This window comes from Kribbella sp. NPDC054772, assembly GCF_053611945.1.
Window position 1 is genome coordinate 68,081 of the sequence record NZ_JBSHBJ010000024.1, and the last position, 21,138, is coordinate 89,218.

At 68.8% G+C, this 21,138-nt stretch carries 20 protein-coding genes; 11 read left to right on the forward strand and 9 right to left on the reverse strand.

The genetic code is table 11. The features are described from left to right. Positions 1 to 119 precede the first annotated feature (119 nt). Positions 120 to 1,163 (reverse strand): LacI family DNA-binding transcriptional regulator, encoded by a 1,044-nt coding sequence (locus tag ACWGID_RS29565; protein ID WP_452202026.1) that lies wholly within the window; start codon positions 1,161 to 1,163, stop codon positions 120 to 122. Between the two features lie 219 nt (positions 1,164 to 1,382). Here ACWGID_RS29565 and ACWGID_RS29570 point away from each other — a divergent pair, with 219 nt between their 5' ends. Then, the gene (locus ACWGID_RS29570; RefSeq protein WP_452202028.1) at positions 1,383 to 2,558 is read left to right on the forward strand and encodes an ROK family transcriptional regulator; all 1,176 of its coding nucleotides are present in this window, start codon (positions 1,383 to 1,385) and stop codon (positions 2,556 to 2,558) included. Here ACWGID_RS29570 and ACWGID_RS29575 read toward each other — a convergent pair. Continuing rightward, positions 2,555 to 3,778: a family 16 glycosylhydrolase gene (locus tag ACWGID_RS29575; RefSeq protein ID WP_452202029.1), complete on the reverse strand. Its 1,224-nt coding sequence runs from the start codon at positions 3,776 to 3,778 to the stop codon at positions 2,555 to 2,557. The genes ACWGID_RS29570 and ACWGID_RS29575 overlap by 4 nt on opposite strands. Positions 3,779 to 4,013: 235 nt before the next feature. On the opposite strand from ACWGID_RS29575, the gene ACWGID_RS29580 reads away from it, so the two are divergent. From ACWGID_RS29580 to ACWGID_RS29600, 5 genes are all read left to right on the forward strand, one after another. After that, entirely contained in the window at positions 4,014 to 5,879 is a 1,866-nt protein-coding gene (locus tag ACWGID_RS29580) for a lectin (protein WP_452202031.1), read from the forward strand. Next, positions 5,876 to 7,237: a lectin gene (locus ACWGID_RS29585; RefSeq protein WP_452202033.1), complete on the forward strand. Its 1,362-nt coding sequence runs from the start codon at positions 5,876 to 5,878 to the stop codon at positions 7,235 to 7,237. Before ACWGID_RS29580 ends, ACWGID_RS29585 begins: the two co-directional genes overlap by 4 nt. A gap of 132 nt (positions 7,238 to 7,369) precedes the next feature. Further along, positions 7,370 to 8,182, forward strand: a complete 813-nt coding sequence (locus ACWGID_RS29590; RefSeq protein WP_452202035.1) for a MerR family transcriptional regulator — start codon at positions 7,370 to 7,372, stop codon at positions 8,180 to 8,182. Between the two features lie 3 nt (positions 8,183 to 8,185). Further along, positions 8,186 to 8,536 carry a VOC family protein gene (locus tag ACWGID_RS29595; protein WP_452202037.1) on the forward strand — a complete coding sequence of 117 codons (351 nt, stop codon included), beginning with the start codon at positions 8,186 to 8,188 and terminating at the stop codon, positions 8,534 to 8,536. Between the two features lie 127 nt (positions 8,537 to 8,663). Then, a complete protein-coding gene (locus ACWGID_RS29600) occupies positions 8,664 to 9,287 on the forward strand; it encodes a hypothetical protein (RefSeq protein WP_452202039.1) in 624 nt (207 codons plus the stop codon). A 67-nt stretch (positions 9,288 to 9,354) separates the two neighbouring features. Here the strand turns inward: ACWGID_RS29600 and ACWGID_RS29605 are convergent, their stop codons facing one another. Both ACWGID_RS29605 and ACWGID_RS29610 read right to left on the reverse strand, forming a co-directional pair. Then, the gene (locus ACWGID_RS29605; protein WP_387782138.1) at positions 9,355 to 9,660 is read right to left on the reverse strand and encodes an ArsR/SmtB family transcription factor; all 306 of its coding nucleotides are present in this window, start codon (positions 9,658 to 9,660) and stop codon (positions 9,355 to 9,357) included. Between the two features lie 51 nt (positions 9,661 to 9,711). After that, positions 9,712 to 10,281 carry a TetR/AcrR family transcriptional regulator gene (locus tag ACWGID_RS29610; RefSeq protein ID WP_452202041.1) on the reverse strand — a complete coding sequence of 190 codons (570 nt, stop codon included), beginning with the start codon at positions 10,279 to 10,281 and terminating at the stop codon, positions 9,712 to 9,714. Between the two features lie 33 nt (positions 10,282 to 10,314). Here ACWGID_RS29610 and ACWGID_RS29615 point away from each other — a divergent pair, with 33 nt between their 5' ends. Further along, positions 10,315 to 11,058, forward strand: a complete 744-nt coding sequence (locus tag ACWGID_RS29615) for an SDR family oxidoreductase (protein ID WP_452202043.1) — start codon at positions 10,315 to 10,317, stop codon at positions 11,056 to 11,058. 20 nt (positions 11,059 to 11,078) lie between these two features. Here the strand turns inward: ACWGID_RS29615 and ACWGID_RS29620 are convergent, their stop codons facing one another. Further along, positions 11,079 to 11,807: a 6-phosphogluconolactonase gene (locus ACWGID_RS29620; RefSeq protein WP_452202044.1), complete on the reverse strand. Its 729-nt coding sequence runs from the start codon at positions 11,805 to 11,807 to the stop codon at positions 11,079 to 11,081. 143 nt (positions 11,808 to 11,950) lie between these two features. Between ACWGID_RS29620 and ACWGID_RS29625 the strand changes: the two genes are divergently transcribed. Both ACWGID_RS29625 and ACWGID_RS29630 read left to right on the forward strand, forming a co-directional pair. After that, on the forward strand, positions 11,951 to 12,628 hold the full coding sequence (locus tag ACWGID_RS29625; protein ID WP_452202046.1) for a DedA family protein: 678 nt from the start codon (positions 11,951 to 11,953) through the stop codon (positions 12,626 to 12,628). Positions 12,629 to 12,687: 59 nt separating this feature from the next. Next, positions 12,688 to 13,302, forward strand: a complete 615-nt coding sequence (locus ACWGID_RS29630; protein ID WP_452202048.1) for an NADPH-dependent FMN reductase — start codon at positions 12,688 to 12,690, stop codon at positions 13,300 to 13,302. Positions 13,303 to 14,391: 1,089 nt separating this feature from the next. On the opposite strand, the gene ACWGID_RS29635 is transcribed toward ACWGID_RS29630, so the two are convergent. The 4 genes from ACWGID_RS29635 to ACWGID_RS29650 all read right to left on the reverse strand — a co-directional run bounded on the left by ACWGID_RS29635 (position 14,392) and on the right by ACWGID_RS29650 (position 18,311). Continuing rightward, complete coding sequence (locus tag ACWGID_RS29635) at positions 14,392 to 16,407, reverse strand: ABC transporter permease (RefSeq protein WP_452202050.1); 2,016 nt, start codon at positions 16,405 to 16,407, stop codon at positions 14,392 to 14,394. A 22-nt stretch (positions 16,408 to 16,429) separates the two neighbouring features. Further along, complete coding sequence (locus ACWGID_RS29640; RefSeq protein ID WP_452202052.1) at positions 16,430 to 16,858, reverse strand: hypothetical protein; 429 nt, start codon at positions 16,856 to 16,858, stop codon at positions 16,430 to 16,432. Continuing rightward, positions 16,855 to 17,640, reverse strand: a complete 786-nt coding sequence (locus tag ACWGID_RS29645; RefSeq protein ID WP_452202054.1) for an ABC transporter ATP-binding protein — start codon at positions 17,638 to 17,640, stop codon at positions 16,855 to 16,857. The genes ACWGID_RS29640 and ACWGID_RS29645 overlap by 4 nt, the downstream gene beginning before the upstream one ends. 74 nt (positions 17,641 to 17,714) lie before the next feature. After that, positions 17,715 to 18,311, reverse strand: a complete 597-nt coding sequence (locus ACWGID_RS29650; RefSeq protein ID WP_452202056.1) for a TetR/AcrR family transcriptional regulator — start codon at positions 18,309 to 18,311, stop codon at positions 17,715 to 17,717. 110 nt (positions 18,312 to 18,421) lie between these two features. Between ACWGID_RS29650 and ACWGID_RS29655 the strand changes: the two genes are divergently transcribed. Together ACWGID_RS29655 and ACWGID_RS29660 are read left to right on the forward strand one after the other, a co-directional pair. Further along, positions 18,422 to 19,405, forward strand: coding sequence for a hypothetical protein (locus tag ACWGID_RS29655; RefSeq protein WP_452202058.1), 984 nt, complete (start codon positions 18,422 to 18,424; stop codon positions 19,403 to 19,405). 190 nt (positions 19,406 to 19,595) lie between these two features. Further along, positions 19,596 to 20,996: an extracellular solute-binding protein gene (locus ACWGID_RS29660; RefSeq protein ID WP_452202060.1), complete on the forward strand. Its 1,401-nt coding sequence runs from the start codon at positions 19,596 to 19,598 to the stop codon at positions 20,994 to 20,996. The last annotated feature ends 142 nt before the right edge of the window (positions 20,997 to 21,138 follow it).

The window sequence follows — 21,138 nt, forward strand, 5'->3', positions numbered from 1 at the left end:
CCACCCTCTTTGTTCTCATTGTCGTGGTGGGTGTTTTTTTGTATCCCTCCTGGTTTTTGTTGTGCGCGCGGGGCCCGGGGGGGGGGGGGTCGGGGCCCCCGGCCCCCCCCCCGGGAGCTTCAGTAGGACCGGTTCTTGGGGGCGGGTCGGGTCCGATGGGCGGCGGTCGGGGCGGTTGAGCTGCGGACGATCAGCGTCGTCGGCAACACCTGGGGGTCTGCGGGCAGCGGAGTGCCGCCGAAGTACCCCATCAGCATCCGGGCAGCGGCCTGGCCCATCTGGCGCATCGGCTGATGCACCGTGGTGAGCGGCGGCTCGGTGTGCTCGGCGTACGGGATGTCGTCGAACCCGACCACCGACACGTCGTTCGGCACGTTCCGGCCGGTCTCCCGGACGGCCTGGATGGCGCCGCCGGCGGACAGGTCGTTGTGCGCGAAGATCGCGTCGAAGTCGAGTCGTTCGGCGAGGGCGTGCTGGACGCCGAGACGCCCGCTCTCGTGGGTGAAGTCGCCCTCGACCACGAGTCTCGGGTCGAGCTCCAGGCCGGCTTCGGCGTAGGTGTCGCGGAAGCCGTCCAGGCGTTCGTGGGTACAGCCGAAGCGTTCGACGCCGGTGATCACCAGTGGCCGGCGGCGGCCGAGCTCCAGCAGGTGCCGGGCAGCGGACTCGCCGCCGGCGTAGTTGGTGGTGGCGACGGACGGGAACTGCGGGCGGTGGTCGCGGTCGTCGATCAGGACCACCGGCAGACCGCGGGCGTGGAGTTGCTCGATGTAGGTGAGGGTGCCTTCCGGCTCGATCACCAGCAGGCCGTCGAACGACTGCGACGAGACCTGGGACGCGAACTGCTGCATGGATTCCGCGCCCCGGTTGACGGTGAACAGCAGCAGGCCGTACCCCTCGGACTCGACCACGTCGACCGCGCCCTGCAGCACCTCGCCCATCCAGGGCCAGGTGAGCGAGGGGACCAGCATTCCGACGATCCGGGTCCGGCCGCGGGCCAGGCCGACGGCGCGGGCGCTCGGCACGTACCCGAGCTCCTCGATCACCTGGCGGACGCGCTCGGCGGTGCGCAGGTCCAGCTCGCCCTTGCCGTTGAGGACGCGGGACACGGTGGTCTTGCTGACGCCGGCACGGGCCGCGACATCGGCGATGGTGATGGACACGCTGACTCCCCTCGGGCGGTCGGGGCCGGACGCTACGGAACCGGTTTCGGAAGCGGTTCCGTAGATCAAAGCGGAGACCGTCACGGACCGTCAATCACGGAGCGGTAACGAATCGCGACTTAGTTCACAGCCTGGAGGAAGGGACCTCTTCCGCCGCGCGGGGCGGCATGATGAACTCGGGGGCGAGCGGCCTGCCCGGGGCCGAGGGTGAGGTAAGGGATGGAAGTACGCCGGACCACGGTGCGCGACATGCGCCGGTCCAACCGCTCGGTGATCCTCACCAGCATCTACCGCGAGGGCCCGCTGAGCCGCCAGGAGTTGACGGTCCGGACCTCGCTCAGCGCCGCCAGCGTGAGCAACCTGGTCGCCGAGCTGATCAGCGAGGGCGTCGTCGAGGAGGCCGGCTCGGTCGAGTCCGAGGGTGGCCGGCCGCGGGTCCTGCTGCGGGTCGCCCAGGACTTCCGGTACGTCGTCGGTGCCGAGGTCGGCGAGACCCGGGTCCGGGTCGAGCTGTTCGACCTGGCGATGAACGTGCTCGCCCGCGCCGACCACCCGATCAGCTCACCCACCCCGGAAGAGGTCGTGAAGCACGTCCTGGAAGGGCTTTCGAGCGTTCTCGCGACCTCAGGCATCCAGTCCGCGCAGGTTCTCGGGCTCGGCGTCGCGGTCGCCGGTGTGGTCGAGGACAACGCGATCGTCGACGCGCAGACGCTCGGCTGGGAGGCCGTACCGCTCGCCGCGATGCTTGCCGAGGGCACCGACATCCCGGTGCACGTGGACAACGGCGCGAACATGCTCGGGCAAGCGGAGATGTGGTTCGGCGCGGGCCGCGGAGCGACCGACGCGGTCGTGGCGCTGGTCGGCTCCGGTGTCGGCTCGGCGCTGGTCGCGGGCGGATCCAGTTACCGCGGCGCCCGCAGCAGCGCGGGCGAGTGGGGCCACATGACGATCATGTACGGCGGCCGCCAGTGCCGCTGCGGCGCCCTCGGGTGCCTCGAGGCGTACGTCGGTGCGGAAGGCGTCCTCGATCGGTACCGACAGGCCGGCGGCGTCGTCAGCGGTGACGAAGAGTCCGCCTTCGTGGAACTGCTGGAGTCGGATTCGGAGCTCGCGGCAACGATCGTCGCCGACACGATCGGCTACCTGGCCGCAGGCTTCGCGAACCTGGTCAACCTGGTCAACCCCGAACGCATCGTCCTCGGAGGCTGGGCCGGCCTGCTGCTCGGCGAGAAACACCTGGACAAGCTGCGCGTCGAGGTCGGCAAACACGCCCTCCGCCGCCCGTACGCCCAGGTCACCATCGTCCTCTGCGAACTGGGTCGCGACGCCGTAGCCCTCGGCGCCGCGACCCTTCCCGTCGTCCGCCTACTCCGTGACGGCGGAGCTGTTCGTTAGACGGTCCACTTCTGGTTGGCTCCGCCGCCGCAGGTCCAGATTTGGGTTGGGGTGGCGTTGTCGGAGCGGTTGCCGGTGACGTCCAGGCACTTGTTCGCCTTGGGGTTCACCAGGTCGTGGCCTGAGCTGTAGACCCATTGCTGGGCGGCGTTTCCGTTGCAGGTGGCGAGCTGGACTCTGGTGCCGTCGGCGATGCCGGCGTTCGCCACGTCGAGGCATTTGCCCAGGGCACGGATCGTGCCGTCCCCGGGACGTGACCACTTCTGGGCGTTGGTCCCGTTGCAGTCGTACAGCTGCACCGTCGTACCGTCGGCCGGGTTGGCTCCGGCGACGTCGAGGCACTTGCCGGCGAGGCCGGTGATCTGTGAGCCGCCTCCTGCGCTGCCGAGGGTGGAGACCCGCACGTAGTCGACGGTCATGGTCTGCGGCATCTGCGTCGTGCCGTCGGGGTAGCCCGGCCAGTAGCCGCCGACCGCGAGGTTCAGGATCATGAAGAACGGGTGATTGAAGACCCACGTGTTGCCGTTCAGATCGGCCGGGGTGCGGCGCTGGTACTGCACGCCGTCGACGTACCAGGTGATCGAGTCCGGGGCCCAGTCCACCGCGAAGGTGTGGAAGTCGTCGGCGAACGACCAGCCGTTCGGATGGTTGTACGCGGCACCGATCCCGCCGGCGCCGGAGTAGCCCGGACCGTGGATCGTGCCGTGCACGGTGGCCGGCTCCTTGCCGATGTTCTCCATGATGTCGATCTCGCCGTCGTTCGGCCAGTTGCCGCCGCCGAGCATCCAGAACGCGGGCCAGATCCCTTGTCCCCGGGGGATCTTGATCCGGGCCTCGAACCTGCCGTACGTCTGAGTGAAGGTCTGGGCCGTGAGCAACCGTGCCGACGTGTACTGGCACGGGCCGTAGTGGCACTGGAAGCCGCCGTTCTCCTGCCGGGCGGTGATCACCAGGTTGCCGTTGCCGTCGAGGGCGGAGTTGCGGGTGCTGTTGGTGTAGTACTCGCGTTCGTCGTTGCCCCAGCCGTTGCCGCCGATGTCGTACCGCCACTTGGCGGGGTCGGGGGCCTGGCCGGAGGGGCCGTCGAAGTTGTCCTCCCAGACCGTGGCCGTCTGCGCGGCGGCAGCCTGCTGGTGGCCGCTGGCGGCCGGTTGGAGGAGGGCGGTGCCGACGAGTGCGGCACCGATCGCGAGGAGCGCGAGCGTGCGGGGACGCTTCATGGATGTACCTCATTTCGGGGGCGTCTGAATGAGGGTGGATGTGGGCCGCAGCGTGCCGTGAGAACGCTCCCACGTCAACCCCGGGACTAATTAAGAGATCTGAAAAAAGTCTCGCTTCCGGCGTTGACACGGCACTTTACCGATGGTTACCTCATGGTGACCACCAGTTGCGGACGCGGGCAGGCGTCGGCGACGGACCGCCCCACACTCCTTTAAAACAAGGGAGAACCGCCCCATGCGTGTCAAACGCCTCCTGCCCGCACTGGCCGCTGCGCTCTGCGTGGCCGCCGCCGGGCTCGGCATCGGAACCGCCCCACCCGCCCAGGCCGCCGGTGAACAGGTCAACGTCTGGCTGACCACCACGAACGACTCCGCCGGCCAGAACGTCACCCGGGGGCTGCAGCAGCAGACGCCGGTGAACTTCGGTCCCGCCGGCGGCTCGGCGGACCAGACCGTCACGGTGAACGAGAACACGACGTACCAGTCCTTCGAGGGCGGTGGCGCGTCGTTCGCCGACAGTTCCGCCTGGCTGCTGAACAGCAGCAACGTGATCTCGGCCGCGACCCGCAACCAGGTGATGAAGGACCTGTTCGACCCGGTGGACGGGATCGGGCTGGCGTTCATCCGGAACCCGATGGGTGCCTCCGACCTGGCCCGGTCCAACTACTCCTACGACGACACCTGCTGCGACCTGAACGACTTCAGCATCCAGCACGACCTCGCCGACATCGTCCCGCTGACCAAGCAGGCCCGGCAGCTCAACCCGGCGGTCAAGGTGATGGGCTCGCCGTGGAGCGCGCCGGCCTGGATGAAGGACAACAACGACTTCGTGCACCGCGGCTGGCTGAAGTGGGAGTACGCCCCGATGTACGCGCAGTACTTCGTCAAGTACCTGCAGCAGAACGAGGCCCAGGGCAACCACATCGACTACATCTCGGTGCAGAACGAGCCGACCTGCTGCGGGAGCGACAACACCGGCTACGCGTCGATGAACTGGAACGGCTCCGGCCTGCTCGAGTTCACCAAGAACAACCTGCTGCCCGCACTGCACGCCGCCGGGCTGACCACCAAGGTGCTGATCCTCGACTACAACTGGGGCAACTACAACGACCTCGGGTCGGTCCCGATCGCGGACGCGGCACTGCGTAACGACCCGAACTTCGGCGGCATCGCCTGGCACGGGTACGGCGGCGACGTGAACCTGCAGACCCAGGTCCACAACCAGTACCCGAACGTGAACGCGTACATGACCGAGCACTCCGGCGGGACCTGGATCGCGAACCAACAGGTCGAGGACATGAACAACCTGATCGACTACACCCGCAACTGGGACAAGTCGTGGGTCAAGTGGGGGATCGCCCTCGACGAGAACCACCTGCCGTACGTCGGTGCCGGCTGCAACGTCTGCACCGGACTCGTGACCGTGCACCGCAACGACAGTCAGCGCGGTCAGGTCACCAAGACCGTCGAGTACTACACGATGGGCCACCTGACCAAGTTCGTGAAGCCGGGCGCGCTGCGGATCGACTCGACCGCGAACAGCGCGGTGAAGAACGTGGCCTGGAAGAACCCGGACGGCTCCAAGGCTCTCATCGCGTTCAACACGACCGGCAGCTCGCAGTCGGTCCGGGTGAACTGGGGCTCTCAGTCCTTCACCTACACGCTGCCTACCAAGACGTCCGCCACCTTCACCTGGGGTGGGACCCAGAGCGGCGGAGGAAGTGGCGGTCAGATCACCGGCCTGGCCGGCAAGTGCCTCGACGTCGCGGGCGCGAGTGCCGCCGACGGTACGGCGGCCCAGATCTACGACTGCAACGGTACGACGGCGCAGCAGTGGACCCGTCCCGGTGACGGCACGATCCGAGCGCTCGGCAAGTGCCTCGACGTGAACGCCGGCTCGGTAGCCAACGGTGCGCGCGTCCAGCTCTACACCTGCAACGGCAGTGCCGCGCAGCAGTGGACCTATACGAGTGGGAGAGATCTGGTGAATCCACAGGCGAACAAGTGCCTCGACGTCACGGGTAATAACTCCGCCAACAGCACTCCGGTCCAGCTGTGGAGCTGCACTGGAGCTGCCAACCAGAAGTGGACTGTCTCGTGAAGCGGCTCTTGGTCGCAGGCACGGCCCTGGTGCTCGGGCTGTCCATCACCTCACCCGCACAGGCCGCTACTGGCACTGTGACCGGCTTGGCCGGGAAGTGTCTCGACATCGCCGCAGCCGCAACAGCTGACGGTACGGCGGTCCAGCTGTACGACTGCAACGGGACAAGTGCCCAGCAGTGGTCTCGTTCGAGCGACGGGACGCTGCGTGCGCTGGGCAAGTGCCTGGACGTATCCGGTGGCTCGGTGGCGAACGGCGCGCGGGTGCAACTGTGGACGTGCAACGGCAGCGCGGCGCAGCAATGGGCCTACACCTCCGGGCGGGATCTCGTGAACCCGCAGGCGAACAAGTGCCTCGATGTCACCGGCAACAACTCCGCCAACACCACACCGGTACAGCTGTGGACCTGCACCGGCGCAGCCAACCAGAAGTGGAACGCCCCGGCGAGTGACGATGGACCTCCGCCCGCGAGTGGTGCACCGATGGCGGCAGCGCCGTACCTGTATCAGGGGTGGGGTGACCCGCCGAACCCGGCGACGGTGATGAACGCGGCCGGGGTGAAGTGGTTCACGATGGCGTTCATCCTGTCCAACGGGTACTGCAACCCGCAGTGGGACGGCGGTCGTCCGCTGACCGGTGGCGCCGACCAGCAGGCCATCAACACGATCCGGTCGAACGGCGGCGACGTCGTGGTGTCGATCGGTGGCTGGTCCGGGAACAAGCTGGGGCAGAGCTGCGGTACGGCGAGCGAGCTCGCGGCGGCGTACCAGAAGGTGATCAACGCACTGTCGTTGAAGGCGATCGACATCGACATCGAGGACCAGGAGGTCGCGCAGGCCGGCGTCCGGCAGAAGGTGATCGACGCGCTGAAGATCGTGGAGCAGAACAACCCGGGCATCACGACGTACCTGACGTTCGGTACGACGACCTCGGGACCGGACGGGAACGGGCAGGACCTGATCAGGCGCGGCGCTGCCTCGGGTCTCGATCTCGACGGCTGGGTGATCATGCCGTTCGACTTCGGTGGTGGGTCGACGAACATGGGGACGCTGACCCGGCAGGCGGCCGACGGGCTGAAGAACCAGGTGAAGGCGGCGTACGGGCTGAGCGACGACGCGGCGTACCGGAAGATCGGGATCTCCTCGATGAACGGGATCACCGACGTCGCCGGTGAGCGCGTCAACCTGTCGGACTTCGAGTCGATGCTGTCCTACGCGTCCGAGCACCACCTGGCCCGGTTCACGTTCTGGTCGGCGAACCGCGACCGTCCGTGCACCGGCGGCAGCGCGGACAGCTGCTCCGGCATCGCGCAGAATCCGTGGGACTTCTCGAAGGTGATCGGGCGGTATCGGGGGTAGCGGAATCTCCAGGCCATCACAATCGGTCGGCGGCGGGGCGTCCACGCGGCGCCCCGTCGCTTTTCGGCGATTGTGATGGCCTGGGCGTTCGGCAGTTGACCCTCCGGTGACCGGAGGGTGGAAGCTTGTCGCATGACGGCGACGGTGACGGTGGGGGAGTTCTCCCGCCTGACGCATCTGACGGTGAAGACGCTGCACCACTACCACGACATCGGCCTGCTGGCCCCGGTCGCGATCGACGCATCGTCGGGGTACCGGCGGTACGGGACGGATCAGGTCGACACGGCGTTGCTCATCCGGCGGCTCCGGGAACTCAAGATGCCGCTGGCGGACGTCCGCGCGGTGGTCGAGTCCGACGGTGCGGTCCGCGAGGAGACGTTGCGGACGCACCTGGAGCGGATGGAGCAGGAGCTCGCGCACACTCGCGAGGTCGTGGCCTCGCTGCGTGAACTGCTGACGCCCGGCCACCCGGTCCTCGAGGTCGCGTACCGGTTCATCCCGCCCTTCCGGGCTTACGGTGTTCGCGACCGGGTGGAGCGGGACGGTATCGGGCCGTGGTGCGAGTACGCGTTCGGCAAGCTCGACGCCGTCACCGGTGACATCCGCGCCACATCGGGTGCGACGTACAGCGACGAGTTCTTCACCGACGACGCCGGCGAGGTCGTGGCATTCCTGCCGGTCCCGCCGGACCAGGCGCCGGCCACGGGGGTCGAGCTCGTGGACCTTCCCGGCGGGTACTTCGCCATCGCGGTCCATGCCGGTGCGATGACCGGTTTCGACCGGACCTACGCCGCGCTCGGCAGCCACGTCGCGGAGTACTGCGAGGTCGCGCCCGGGCCCATCCGTGAGCTGTACGTCGCCGGTCCCGGTGACGTACAGGATCCCGACTCCTACCGAATCGAGGTCTGCTGGCCGATCCAGCAGATCCCTGTGCTGAAAGGCTGAACCATGTCTGTTTCTCTCGAAGCCATCACGTTCGACTGCGTGGACGCGAACGCGCTCGCCACCTTCTGGGCCGGCGTGTTCTCCGCCGAGGTCGATGCGGATGGCAACGAGTCCTTCGCGTCCGTGAACCGGAACGCGCCCGGGACGACGCTGATGTTCATCGCGGTCCCGGAGCCGCGGACCGCCAAGAACCGGCTGCACCTCGACCTCGCGGCCGCCGACTGGGCGACCGAGGTCGACCGGCTGGTCGGGCTCGGCGCCAAGCGACTGGACGAGTACACCGAGTACGGAGCGCATTGGATCACGCTCGCCGACCCCGAGGGCAACGTCTTCGACGTCGCCGAGCACGCCTGACAGTCCGCCGTACTCCGGTCTGCGCGGCCGGACCGCGGTCTCTTGCGTGGGTGCGGTCCGCGGAGGAATGTGGGGGATGAGCGGCGGCGCCGCCGGGGTGCTGCCCCGAGGGGTTAGGGGGTGGATCGTGTACGCGCGCTCCACCACGATCAATGCCACGCCGGCGGCGATGGAGGCCGGTATCGCGCAAGTGCGCGACGAAGTGATGCCGATGATCGTCGACATGGACGGCTGTATCGGCCTGTCGATGATGGCGGACCGGGGGTCCGGTCGGTGCATCGCCACCAGTGCCTGGCGGTCCGAGGAGACGATGTGGGCCACCGACGACCGGTTGGCGCCGATCCGGGAGCAGATCGCGGCGACGCTCGGCGGCGGGAGTCCGGACGTACGGGAGTGGGAGATCGCGGTCCTGCACCGTGACCACCGGTCGGTCCCCGGCGCCTGCGTCCGGGCGACCTGGGTGAAGATCGACCCGGCGACCATGGACCGGGCGATCGACGTCTACAAGGTCGCCTCGTTGCCGCGGCTGGAGGATCTGGCCGGCTTCTGCAGCGCCAGTTTGCTCGTCGACCGCACCTCCGGCCACGGGGTGTCGTCGGTGACCTACGACAGCCAGGAGGCGATGGACAGCAACCGCGAGGCCGCCGCATCCATGCGGGCCGCAACCACGAAGGACGCCGGTGCGCAGGTGCTCGACGTCGGCGAGTTCGAACTCGTCGTCGCCCACCTGCGCGTTCCTGAAGTCGTCTGACCTCGCGTGGTCGACGGGTAAGCACGGCCCCGCTCGAGCACGGCCCGGATCCGATCCGGGCCGTTGCTCATTCCATCTGGTCGAGGTGTGCCTCGAGTGCGTCGAGGCGGTCGCGCCACAGGTCGCGGTACGGCGCCAGCCAGGCGTCGATCTCGGCCAGTGGGGCGGGACGGAGCCGGTACCAGCGGCGCTGGGCGTCGTGCCGGACCTCGACCAGGCCGGCGTCGCGCAGGACCTTCAGGTGTTTCGACACCGCGGGCTGGCTCAGCGACAGCGCCTCGACGAGCTCACCGACCGGCCGCTCCCCGGCGCGCAACAGATCGAGGATGTCCCGGCGCCGGGGCTCCGCCAGCACCTCGAACGTAGTTGCCATACCAGGAATATAACCCGGTCAGGCCGGTTTCAAGCCTGGCCAGCAGCGACGTCAGAGCGAGTGACCGAAGGTGGCCACGAACGCTTCGCGGAAGAGTTCGGCGAGATCCGGTTCGCCGTTGTCGCCGGCCCAGCGCAGTAGGGCCACATGGGCCACGCCGAGGCAGGCGCTCGCGGCGGCGCGGGCGGCGTACTCGAGGGTCGGGTCGGTGGCGCAGATCGCGGTGACGAACGCTTCCTGCAGGCGGAACTGACTGTCCAGGTGGCGGGCCTGCAGGGCGGGGGTGGAGATCATCAGCTGGAGCCGCGCGAGGAGCAGGTCGTGGTCGTTTGTAGCGGCCAGGTCGAGGGTGGCCGCGACGGTCCGGGCGATGCGGTCGGCGAGTGAGCCGGTCGCGGGGAGTTGCGCGAGGGTGGCCGCGGCGAGTTGGTCGAAGTCGTCGTACAGGACCAGGTCTTCCTTGGTGGGGAAGTTGCGGTAGACGGTCATCGCCGAGACGCCGGCCGCGTCGGCGACCTCGTTGACCGTCGTCGCGTCGTACCCGCGGTCGGCGAACAGGCGAAGCGCGTGCCGCTGGATCCGCTGCCGGGTCTCGGCACGCTGGCGGTCCCTCAGGTTCATGTGGTAGATACTAACGTCATGATAGTTTCTAACATGAACGGCAGGGTGGCGTTGGTGACCGGCGCCTCGCGTGGGATCGGGCGGGCGATCGCAGAGCGGCTGGCCGCGGCGGGCGCGGAGGTCGTGGTGCATTACCACCAGGACAAGGCCGGCGCCGAGGAGACGCTGGCGCGAATCGGTGGTCGTGGGTTCGTGATCGGGGCGGAGCTCGGCGTACCAGGTGATGCCGACGAGGTGCGTCGGCAGGTGGCCGCCGGGCTGGCCGGGCGGGCGTTGGACGTGCTGGTCAACAACGCTGCTGCAGCGCCGGCGGGTCCGCTCGCGACCGACACCGAGGAAGCGTTCGACCGGCTGATGGCGGTGAACGTGCGGGCGCCGTACTTCCTGATCCAGCGGTTGCTGCCGCTGCTGTCCGACGGTGGCCGGATCGTCTCGATCTCTTCGGTCGCGACCCGGATGGCGAACCCGGCGCAGACCTCGTTCGCGATGACCAAGGGTGCGCTCGAGACAATGACGCGCACGCTCGCGCTGGAGCTCGGGCCGCGGGCGATCACGGTGAACGCGGTCGCGCCGGGCGCCACCCGCACCGAGGCGAACGGTGCGGTCTTCGAGACCCCGGGGCTGCCGGAGTTGATCGCCGGACACACCGCGCTCGGCCGGCTCGGCAGCGCTGACGACGTCGCCGACGTGGTCGCGTTCCTTGCCTCACCGGCGGCGCGGTGGATCACCGGGCAGGTCGTCGACGCGTCCGGTGGGTTGTACCTCGGGGTCGCCTAGGGCGCTTCCTGGGGCGCTTCCTAGGGAGCCGACTCGGTGTCGAGGAAGAGCTGGACGCGCGGGTGGGTGCGGAGCGCCGTACCGGGGTAGGCCGGGCTGATCGGTTGGGTCAGGGTGTCGTGGACGGCTTGGCGCTTGACCGATCCGGGGACCGAGCCGACCAGGTCGCGGGCGTTCAGGAGCCGCGGGATCGTCACCGTGACCGCATGCGTGGGTACGCCGCTCAGCTCGGGGAAGTTGCCCTCGTCGACCTGTTGACGCCGACTGGTTTCGTCCAGCGCGACCAGCCTCGCCGCCTGCGGGTCGTCGAAGTCGGCCGGCGGGTCGTTGAACGCCAGGTGGCCGTTGACGCCGAGACCGAACAGCACGACGTCGAACGGTTCGCCGCCCATCAGCGCCGCGTAGGCGTCCGCGCCGTCCTCCGGGGCGAGTGGGTGAAACGTTGCCTGCGGCACCTTGTCGAGGAAGCTCCGGTGCAGCCAGTTCCGGAACGACTGCGGCGCCTCCGGCGAGAGGGCGACGTACTCGTCCATGTGGAAGCACTCGACCCGGCTCCAGTCGAGGTCCGGCGCCGTGGCGAGCGCGGCCAGCGTCGCGCTCTGGCTGGGGGCGGCGGCGAGCATGATGCGCGCCCGTCCGGTCGTCGCGATCGCCGTCCCGATCGCCTCGGCGGCCGCGGTCGCGGCGGCGCGGCCGAGTTCCTCGCGGGACGGGTACGTGCTGATCCGCGGCGCGTGCTCGACTGTCATAGACCCTCCTGGGGACGTGTGGCTTGGGAGAAAGGCTCGCACAACCGGGGGTTTTCCCCCGGTCGGTACGGTGGGTTGCCAGAACCGAAGACGGTGGCTGGCTCCAGTGTGTGGGTGGTGTGCACGGGCCTAGTTTCGTTGCCATGCTGACGATGAATCAGGTGATGATGACCGCAGTTCAGGTGACCGAGTCGCCGACTGGTGGAGTGGCTGGCTGGGCTATCGATCTGATGGAGCGGCTCGGGCCACTCGGGGCGGGCCTCGCGGTCGCGCTGGAGAATCTGTTCCCGCCGCTGCCGAGCGAGGTGATCCTGCCGCTGGCCGGGTTCGCGGCCGCTCGCGGCGATCTCGGGCTGGTCAGCGCGATCCTGTTCACCACTCTCGGATCGATCGTCGGCGCCCTCGCGCTGTACGGCGTCGGCGCGGTGCTCGGCCGGGAGCGGACCAGGGCGATCGCGGCGAAACTGCCGCTGGTGAAACTGCGGGACGTCGACAAGGCCGAGGAGTGGTTCCTGCGGCACGGCCCGAAAGCGGTGCTGATCGGGCGGTTGGTGCCGGTCGTCCGCAGTCTGATCTCGGTGCCGGCCGGCGTGGAGCGGATGCCGGTCGCACTGTTCCTGCCGCTGACCGCGGTCGGGAGCCTGGTGTGGAACTCGTTGCTGATCCTCGCCGGCTACCAGCTCGGTGAGCGCTGGCATCTCGTGGAGTCGTCGGTCGGGGTGTTCCAGAAGCTGGTGATCGCGGGGGCGGTGGCGGCCGTGCTGTGGTTCGTCGTGGTCAAGCTCCGCGGCGGGCGTTCGGATACTGAGAAAGTCCAGTAGCACGCTCTACTTTGACTACGCTCGAGGTATCACTGCCGAAGCCTCAGGAGTTGGGTCAGATGCCGTCAGTCGCGTTCGAATCGCAGGTCGTGCCGGAGCCACCGGTCTGGCCGCAGTCCGTGGTCACGGTCGTCGGCAATCCCCGCGCGGGCTCGCGGACCGCAGCCGCCGCCGCGTCCGTCGCGGAACTACTCGCCTCCGAGCTCGGTACGCCGTACCGCATCGACGAACTGGTCGACCTGGTGACGTTCGCGCCGGCGATCTTCCAGGGCGACAGCGCTAGTGAGTCGGAGCGGGCGGAGCTGGAGAACGCGATCGACCTCGTCTCGTCGGCGTCGGTGATCGTGGTCGCGACGCCGGTGTACAAGGGCAGCTACACGGGTCTCTTGAAGAGCTTCCTCGACGTGTTACGCCCGTCTGCCCTGGCCGGCGCGGTCGTCGTACCGGTCACGGTCTCCGCCGCCCCGAGCCACAAACTCCTCGCCGACCAACACCTCCGGCCCGTGCTGTCCGAGCTGGGCGCCAGCATCCCGGTCCCCGGCGTCATCCTCGAAGAACGCGACCTCGAAGACCTCCAAGTAGTCCTCTCCACCTGGCTCCGCACCAACGCCGCCATAGTCCAAGCCACCACCCTCGCCCTCCAACCCACCCCCGAACCCACCCCCGCCCGATAACCCGATCCCGGCGGTGTCCCCGATGCTCCGGGGTGCGGGGTGCGGGGTGCGGGGTGCGGGGTGCGGGGTGCGGGGTGCGTGGCCGAGCACGGGTTGAGCGCACCACCACCCGCTGGGCACCGGGCGAGGATTCGAATGCAGGCTGGAGCGCCACTCCCGCCAACTGTGGTGAGGGTTGGCGCATCGGGCCGCGGCAGCACCTCTTACCCCAACTGGTTCGGTTGTGCGGTCGAACGCAGTACCTTCCGCCGTCTCGCGGCGGGTGCCGAGCGCGGCCGCCGCCGTTCCCTCCGTTCGCCGCGACGCGTGCGGGGGGTGGAGACCCGCAGTGGTTGCCGAAGACAGGCAATAACAGGTCTCCACCCACCGGTTCCTGTCTCAGGCCACCGAGCTCGAGCGCGGGTTGGCGAGGCGCCTCTCATGCGCCGGGTTCGGTGGCGCGGGCGACCGCAGTACCTTCCGCCTTCCGCAGTCCCGCCGCGGGGGTGAGTGCGGTCGGCGCCGTACCTCGGTCGCTGCGACGCGTGCGCGGGGGTGGCGACCCGCAGTGGTGGCTGGAGACAGGCAATAACAGGTCTCCACCCACCGGTTCTTGTCTGAGCCCCCGAGCTCGAGCACGGGTTGGCGCGGCACCTCTCACGCGCCGGATCGGTGCCGCGGACGAACGCAGTAGAGTCCCGCCGTCCCGCCGTCCCGCCGTCCCGCCGTCCCGCCGCGTTGTCGAGTGCGGCCGGCGCCGTACCTCGGTCGCCGCGACGCGTGCGCGGGGCTGGAGACCCGCAACGGTGGCTGGAGACAGGCAATAACAGGTCGCCACCTACCGGTTCTTGTCTCAGCCCCACCTCGAGCGCGGGTTGGCGCGGCACGACTCATGCGCCGGGCCGGTGCCGCGGACGAACGGAGTACCTTCCGCCGTCCCGCGGCGGGTCGAGTGCGGTCGGCGCCGTACCCTCCGTTCGCCGCAGCGCGGGCGTGGGGGTGGAGACACCTAATGGTGACTGGGGACAGGCAATAGCTTGTCTTCGGTCGCCGGTTCTTGTCTCAGCGCCCGGGAGGCGACCCACGTGCGCGGCTTCTTGCCCGGGTGGGTTAGTCGGTGTGGGTGGGTTGGGTGGGGGAGTGGCGGAGGGTTGTGGTGGCGGGGAGGAGGGTTGAGGTGAAGGTTAGGAGGGCTGCGGCGCCGACTACGACCAGGTAGATCCAGAGGGGGCCGGTGGGGAGGGGGCTGGTGGAGACCTTGGCGGAGAAGGGGATTAGGCACGCTAGGGCTACTGCGGTGCCTAGGGTGATGCCGGCGAGGGTTATGAGGGTGCTTTCGGTGGTGAGCATGCGGAGGACCTGGAGGCGGGTTGAGCCGGTGAGGCGTTGGAGGGCGAACTCGCGGCGGCGGCGCAGGGTGGTGGAGACCAGCGTGTTGACGACCGAGACCGCGGTGTACGCGATCAGCATGCCGACGAGCATGTAGTTGACCCACGCCTGTGTCTGCAGGTCTTCCGCGTTCGCGGCGACCAAGGTACTGCGGTCCGCGACCTGAACCCCCGGATGCGCAGCGGCCAGCTTGGACAGCCCCGCCCGTACGTCGGCCCCCGGCTCGGCGCGGACCAGCATCTGCTTGGTGAGACCGTCCGTCGTGTGCGCGGCAACCAGCGAAGCGGGCAGCATCAGCGTCTCGTATCCACGTTCGGCCGCGAACGTCGCGACCACCCGGAGCTTCACGGTCGTGCCGTCGCCCAACGTCAGCGTGACCTCGGACCCGACTCCACGCCCGGTCTTGGTTGCCATGTAGTCCGGCAACGCGACCGTCGACCCGGTCAGTCCGCTGAGCGAACCGCTCGTCAACCGAACTGGCGCCGTACCGTTCGCGCCCTGGGCGTCCACGCCGATCACCGGCGCGCCGTCCTCGTCGAAGGGTGCGTTGCGCGGCTCGTCGACCGCGGCCATGCTGCGGACGAACGCCGACGCACTCGCCACCCCAGGTACCGAACGAACCTGCGACAGCAACTCCGGCGACAGACCCGCGTCAGACACGAGTACGGCGTCCGCTCGCAGGTCGCGTGTGAAGGCTTCGGAGGCGGCGTGCACCTGCGTCGTCTGCATGTACAGGTTGGCGGTCGAGATCCCGACGGCCAACATCACCGGCATCACCGCGGCCGACATCGCCACGGATCGCGCGGACAGGTTGCGGATCGCGAGGCGGCCGTTGACGCGGGTCAGGGCCTGTACCGGCCAGCGCCAGAACGCCAGCACCAGCTTCGTCCAGAACGGACCGAGCAGCGCGACACCGATCGCCCAGCAGAGGATCGACGGACCAGCGGTCGCTCCGGCGAGTGGACCGGTCATGACAGTCGCGGTGACGATCAGCAGCGCGAGGCCACCGCCGAGGAACAGCAGACCGAACAGCAACCGGATCCAGCTGAACCATCTGCGCTGCAACGACGCCTCGACGAGCGCCTCGACCGGCCGGATCTTCGCTGACTTCCGTGCCGCGATCAGTGCCGCGCCGACCGCTGCGAGTACGGCGGCACCCGCGCCGGCCGCGAACGGGATCCATCCTTGCGAGAACTCGACCACCGGCGAGGCGACGCCGTGCGACCCGAGCTGGTCGAACAGGAAGCGGCCGAGGAAGATCCCGGGCAGACTTCCGAGCGCGACCGCGGGCAGGGCGACCATGAGGGCTTCCCCGAGAATCATCCGCCGTACCTGACCGGGCGTCGTACCGATCCCGCGGAGCAGGGCGAACTCGCGTTCGCGGTGCTGGGCGGCGAGGGCGAGTGTCGACGCGACGACGAACATCATCGTCATGGTGGCGATGCCGCCGAAGGAGCCGGCGATCGAGATCAGCGCGGTCCGGTGCGACTCGGCGTCGGGGTGCTCGGCGATGCCCCGGTCGATGCCTGCGCGCACGGTGAGGTTGCCGTCGACCTTCTCCAGCCGCTTCTGGACCGTCGCGAGGTCGGTGCCGGGGGCAACTTGTACGCCGATGTCGGCGAACCGCGACGGGTTCTGAACCAGACCAGCGGCGTCACGGTCGGCGAAGAACGCGTGCCCGGACGGGCCGCTCGCCAGGCCGCTCACGGTGAACGTCCGCGGCTCGCCGTTGATCACGAACGTGGCCTGGTCGCCGACCTTACCGTTTTGTCACCACCACCTGACCGGAGCGCGGCGCGTGCCCGGCGCTGAGGTGGTACGGCGCGAGCGCGGCACTGGACCAGTTGTGGCCCTCAGTGGCACCCGGCCCGAAGGCACTGAACGTGTAGTCGCCGACGGCGGACGAAACGCCTTCTGTGGAACGGATCTTGGACAGCAAATCGACGGGTACGCCGACCCGTTCGGGCAACGGTGTGGCGTCTTCCGCACCGGGCCGGAGGTGCGATTGCTTGCCAGTGACAACCAGTGAAGTCGCGGCGAGACGCTCGGGAGCGACGTTGGACCGGATCCCGGTTTCCATCAGGCCACCACAGGCCATCACGATCGCCGTACCGAAGACGACCGCGACGAACGTGGCGATGAAGCCGCTCTTGCGGTGCCGCAAGGTGCGGATGGCCAGGCGCATCATCCGGCCACCGCCTGCAGGTTGGACCGCGCGCCGAGGTGGGTCATCCGGTCGGCGACCTGCTCGGCCGTCGGTGCGGTCAGGCTGCCGGCGAGTACGCCGTCGGCGAGGAAGACGACCTGGTCGGCGTACGACGCCGCGACGGGATCGTGGGTGACCATGACGACCGTCTGGCCCTGGGACCGGACCGGCTCCCGCAGGAGTTCGAGGACGTCGGCCGCGGTCTGGGTGTCGAGCGCGCCGGTCGGTTCGTCGGCGAAGATGACCGCGGGCCGGGCCACCAGCGCGCGGGCGATCGCGACGCGCTGCTGCTGACCGCCGGACAGCTCACCCGGGCGGTGCTTGTGCCGGTCGCCGAGACCGACGCGCTCCAGAACGGTGCGTACGGCGGCCGTGTTCGGCCGCCGGCCGTCGAGCTCCTGCGGCAGGCAGACGTTCTGCCAGACGGTCAACGCGGGCAGCAGGTTGAACGACTGGAACACGAACCCGATCCGGTCCCGGCGCAGCTCGGTCAGCTTGCGTTCACTCAGGCCGGCCAATGGCTGCCCGTCGATCAGGACGCTGCCGGACGTCGGCCGGTCGAGGCCGGCCGCACAGTGCAGGAACGTGCTCTTGCCCGACCCGGACGGGCCCATCACCGCGGTGAAGGTGCCGGGGGCGAACTTCATCGAGATCCCGTTGAGGGCGGTGACGGTGTTCCCGCCACGGCCGTAGACCCGTCGTACGTCGTGCAGGACGACCGAGTATCCGGTCCCGTCGACTTGTTCCTGCGAGCGCTTCTTCATGCCGCCGACGCTACGGAGCGGCGACGTACCAACCCATGGTCCTGGACCGCCGCTCAGGGTGGGGGAAACTCCACCTAATCACGGAGCAGTGCGCGCAGGCCGGCCTGGTAGGTGGCGGGGGAGACGTCGCCGATCATCAGCCGCTGAAGGACGAAGCCGGGGACCATCCCGAACATCACCTGCGCGACGTACTCCGCCGGGACGTCCGGGTCGACCGTGCCGTCGGCCTGCGCGCGGCGGGCGATGACGACGAAATGGTCGCGGAGCTGGCAGTACTTGCCGCGCGCGACCTCACGGATGGAGTCGTTGCGCAGCGCCTCGGCCCAGGCCTGAACCGCCACCCGGGTGACGTCGCCGCCGGGCGACTCGGCGATCTCGACCACGTGCTCGATGGTGGCCTCGAGGGCGGCCAGCGGGGTGAGCGGCTCCTCGGAGGCGAGGATCTTGTCGAAGAGCTGGTGGATCGTCCCGAGCGCGTCCTCGGCGATCGCGCCGACGATCTCTTCCTTGCTGCTGAAGTAGCCGTAGACGGCCCCCGCGGAGAGGCCGGACTCGCGGATCACGTCGGCCATCGTCGTCTTGTGGAAGCCCTCCCGGATCACGCAGGCACGCCCCGCGGCGACGATCTGGGCGCGGCGGGCCAGGCGGTGTTCCTCGGTGACCTTCGGCACGTTCGCAACATAAAACGAATGTCCGTTCTTGACAAGTTGACCGGCCGGTTGTCACGCTCGATCCTGATAAAGAACGAGCATTCGGTTTTCGTGCGCTAAGGAGTCATGTCATGACCGAACGTCGCCGGCCGCCCCTGGTGGCCGTCATCGTGCTGCTGACCGCGGTCCTCACGGTGATGCTGATCGCGTTCGCCTGGCCGGCCGCCCGCTCCGAGCCCCGGGACGTCCCGCTCGCGGTGTCCGGCCCGACGCCGGCGGTCCAACAGGTCCAGGCCGGGCTCGAGCAGGCGATCCCCGGTGGGTTCGAGATCACCGCCGTACCGGATCGGCAGGCGGCGGTGCAGCGGATCCAGGACCGGGACGCGTACGGCGCGATCGTGCTGGACGCCCCGCAGCCCGAGGTGCTCACCGCGTCGGCCGCCGGGCCCGCGGTCGCGCAGATCCTGACCCAGTTGGCGACCAAGATCTCGCCCGAGAGCCCGGCGAAGGTCACTGACATCGTGCCGCTGCCCAAGGACGATCCGCGAGGTGCCGGTCTGGCCGCGGGCGCGCTGCCGCTGGTGCTCGGCGGGATCATCGCGGCCGGTGCGCTGACCCAACTCGTGCGGTCCGGGTCGCGTCGGATGATCGGTGCGATCACCTTCGCGATCACCGGCGGGCTGGCGCTGGCCGCCGTACTGCAGTACTGGCTCGGCTCGTTCGAGGGCAACTACCTCGGCAACGCGGGCGTGATTGCGATGTCGATCGCGGCGATCAGCCTGACCCTGCTCGGCCTCGAGTGGCTGCTCGGTACGGCGGGACTCGCGCTCGGCGGCGCGACGATGATGCTGCTCGGCAACCCGCTGTCCGGGATGACGAGCGCACCGGAGATGCTGCCGAACGGCTGGGGCACTGTCGGTCAGCTCCTGCCCCCGGGAGCCGCCGGTACGGCGTTGCGCTCGGTGAGCTTCTTCGACGGCGCGGGTGCGGCGCGACCACTCGTCGTATTGACCTGCTGGTTGGTCGCCGGTCTGGTCCTGTGTGGGCTCGGTGCACTCCGTTCCCGGGGACGCGCCGAACCGGCTCGCCATCAGGCCACAGCAGTCGCAGCCTGACAAAGTGAAGCTATGACAACGCGGTGACCGGATCGTTACGTTCCGGTCGCCGCGTTCGCGCGCGACTGCGGCGACAACGTTGTCTGTCAAGCATTGACTTCGGTCGTCGAGGACTCCTACCGTCGCGGGAAACCCCGCAGGGTTTGGGTCGTGGTACCGGCATGACAACGATTGCCCGAAGGTGGACCTGATGGTGACAAGGAAACGTTTCAAGGCAGCAGCGGCCATCGGCGCGCTGCTGCTGGCGGTCTCGGCCTGTAGTCAGGGTTCGACGACCAAGACGCCGGATGCCGGCAGTGCGCAGAGCTCCGGCCCCGCGCACATCAAGATCGCGTACCAGCAGTGGGGTCCGGGCGTCGTCATGAAGACGTTCCTGACCGGCGTCAAGGCGGAGTACGAAGCCGCGCACCCGGGCTCGCAGGTCGAGATCGTTCCGGTCGTGGCCAGCGAGAACGACTACTACACCAAGATCCAGCTGATGATGCGCTCGCCCAACACGGCGCCGGACATCGTCTACGAGGACACCTTCCTGATCAACTCCGACATCACCGCGGGGTACCTGAAGCCGCTCGACGACTACATCGGTAAGTGGGACCAGTGGAGTCAGTTCGAGGACACCGCCAAGGGCGCGGCGCGCGGCGCGGACGGCAAGACGTACGGCGTACCGGACGGCACCGACACCCGGGCGCTCTGGTACAACAAGCAGATCTTCGCCAAGGCCGGCCTGCCCGCCGACTGGCAGCCGAAGTCGTGGGACGACGTGCTCAGCGCGGCGCGGACGATCAAGCAGAAGGTCCCCGGCGTCGTCCCGTTCAACATGTACTCGGGCAAGCCGATGGGTGAGGCCTCGGCCATGCAGGGCTTCGAGATGCTGCTCTACGGCACCAAGGACACCCTGTACAACTACGACCAGAAGAAGTGGGTCGTCGGCAGCCAGGGCTTCAAGGACTCGATGAACTTCGTCAAGACCGTCTTCACCGAGGGCCTGGCCCCGTCGCCGAAGGACGCGCTGAGCCCGAACATGGGCAGCAAGGTCGGCACCGAGCTGCTGCCGCAGGGCAAGCTCGCGATCGACCTGGACGGCTCCTGGATCTACAGCAACTGGCTGAAGTCCGGCGCCAAGCCGTGGCCGCAGTGGAGCGACGTGATGGGCCAGACCGCGATGCCGACCCAGGACGGCAGCGGCAAGGGCAAGGTCAGCCTCTCCGGCGGCTGGACCTGGGCGATCCCGGCCAAGTCGAAGAACCCGGACGCGGCGTGGGACTTCATCAAGACGCTGCAGACCCAGAAGAACGCGGCGAAGTACGCCACCGACGGCGCGCAGATCGCCGTCCGGAAGGACGTCGCCTCGGACGCGGCGTACAAGGCCTCCTCGGCGAGCACCAAGTTCTTCACCGACCTGGTGTCGGTGACGGTCTACCGGCCGGCGCTGCCGGAGTACCCGAAGGTCTCCAACGAGATCATCACGGCGATGGAGGCGGTCATGACCAAGCAGTCCTCGCCCGAAGACGCCGCGAAGAACTACGACCAGGCCGTCGAGGGAGTCGTCGGCGGCAAGGACAAGACGACGACGCAGAGCACCGGCCAGTAGGCCGGGCCTGACGGAGGAATCTCCCCTGTGACGACGACTCTCGCTCCCGCCGCGGCCGGTGGCGGCGCATGCAGCAAAAGGGGGGGGGGGGGGCAAATCGTGGGGTTTGTGGGGCGCTCGGGGGGGCGGGGTGGGGTTGTGG

Excerpts from the sequence above, each read along its gene's own strand:
- ACWGID_RS29660 (WP_452202060.1), top strand. The coding sequence starts at position 19,596 with ATGGTGACAAGGAAACGTTTCAAGGCAGCAGCGGCCATCGGCGCGCTG.
- ACWGID_RS29605 (WP_387782138.1), bottom strand. The coding sequence starts at position 9,660 with ATGGCAACTACGTTCGAGGTGCTGGCGGAGCCCCGGCGCCGGGACATC.
- ACWGID_RS29575 (WP_452202029.1), bottom strand. The coding sequence starts at position 3,778 with ATGAAGCGTCCCCGCACGCTCGCGCTCCTCGCGATCGGTGCCGCACTC.
- ACWGID_RS29570 (WP_452202028.1), top strand. The coding sequence starts at position 1,383 with ATGGAAGTACGCCGGACCACGGTGCGCGACATGCGCCGGTCCAACCGC.
- ACWGID_RS29640 (WP_452202052.1), bottom strand. The coding sequence starts at position 16,858 with ATGATGCGCCTGGCCATCCGCACCTTGCGGCACCGCAAGAGCGGCTTC.
- ACWGID_RS29590 (WP_452202035.1), top strand. The coding sequence starts at position 7,370 with ATGACGGCGACGGTGACGGTGGGGGAGTTCTCCCGCCTGACGCATCTG.
- ACWGID_RS29620 (WP_452202044.1), bottom strand. The coding sequence starts at position 11,807 with ATGACAGTCGAGCACGCGCCGCGGATCAGCACGTACCCGTCCCGCGAG.
- ACWGID_RS29615 (WP_452202043.1), top strand. The coding sequence starts at position 10,315 with ATGAACGGCAGGGTGGCGTTGGTGACCGGCGCCTCGCGTGGGATCGGG.
- ACWGID_RS29595 (WP_452202037.1), top strand. The coding sequence starts at position 8,186 with ATGTCTGTTTCTCTCGAAGCCATCACGTTCGACTGCGTGGACGCGAAC.
- ACWGID_RS29645 (WP_452202054.1), bottom strand. The coding sequence starts at position 17,640 with ATGAAGAAGCGCTCGCAGGAACAAGTCGACGGGACCGGATACTCGGTC.
- ACWGID_RS29625 (WP_452202046.1), top strand. The coding sequence starts at position 11,951 with ATGCTGACGATGAATCAGGTGATGATGACCGCAGTTCAGGTGACCGAG.
- ACWGID_RS29610 (WP_452202041.1), bottom strand. The coding sequence starts at position 10,281 with ATGAACCTGAGGGACCGCCAGCGTGCCGAGACCCGGCAGCGGATCCAG.
- ACWGID_RS29580 (WP_452202031.1), top strand. The coding sequence starts at position 4,014 with ATGCGTGTCAAACGCCTCCTGCCCGCACTGGCCGCTGCGCTCTGCGTG.
- ACWGID_RS29630 (WP_452202048.1), top strand. The coding sequence starts at position 12,688 with ATGCCGTCAGTCGCGTTCGAATCGCAGGTCGTGCCGGAGCCACCGGTC.
- ACWGID_RS29655 (WP_452202058.1), top strand. The coding sequence starts at position 18,422 with ATGACCGAACGTCGCCGGCCGCCCCTGGTGGCCGTCATCGTGCTGCTG.